Below are 777 nucleotides of genomic sequence, written 5' to 3'. Positions count from 1 at the left end.
CTCCAAGACAGATTTGAATTTATTTGAACTTAATAATGATAACCAGCAACGAGCAAACTCAGTTTCTAAAAATGCTTCATTAACACTTCGGCTATGCCCACCTAGATCAGATTTACCTACAATATCGGCACGCCATGTTGGCATAACCAGAATAACATTCTCCGGTTTATGGTTGTTCTTTACTAAATAATCATGACGAGGTAACCCGGTTAAAACGACCTCTTTTTCAGAATATTTGTACTTACTCCCGTCACCAGCTATTGATTCATACTCTAAAGGAGATGAAGTAACAAAGCAGTCAATATTTTCTTTTTGGTTTAACCATGTTGATAGATCATTATGAATAACTCCATGCTGGAGAAACACAAAGTGCCTTCCCGCAAGCATCTTAGGACCAAGTAAATTTACTACGCAATGATCTGCATTAGAACTAACAATTTTTGAACAGGATTTCAATATTTCAAGATGCCGTTCGCTTCCAAAAGCTAGCAATCTAAAGCCTTCAAGCTCTAACCGTTGCCAGTCATGAGAATCTCTATTCAATGCAAAATAAATATTCCTATCAGGATGATTATGCATCACATAGCGATAGAGGTGTTCAGCATTATCATCAGCCTGAAAATCTCGATCCATAAATACCCAAGCACCTGAATGCTCATTTTCAACAACATAATTGGGCACTTGACTCTTAAAGAAGTTAACAATATTTTGACCGGTCAAGCCTTCTTTATGCTGCTTTCCACCACAAGTTAACGCTACTTGTTTATTATTTATTGT

General features: G+C 36.8%; 1 protein-coding gene. It reads right to left on the bottom strand.

What is annotated here, in order from left to right:
• The coding region (locus tag NNN71_RS24780) for a CDP-glycerol glycerophosphotransferase family protein (protein ID WP_271459603.1) at positions 1-777 on the bottom strand (777 nt) is incomplete at both ends.

This window comes from Kluyvera sp. Awk 3 (assembly GCF_028069715.1).
Taxonomy (GTDB): domain Bacteria; phylum Pseudomonadota; class Gammaproteobacteria; order Enterobacterales; family Enterobacteriaceae; genus Kluyvera; species Kluyvera georgiana_A.
The sequence above is the reverse complement of the archived record's forward strand: the minus strand, read 5'-3'. Positions and strand labels throughout refer to the sequence as shown.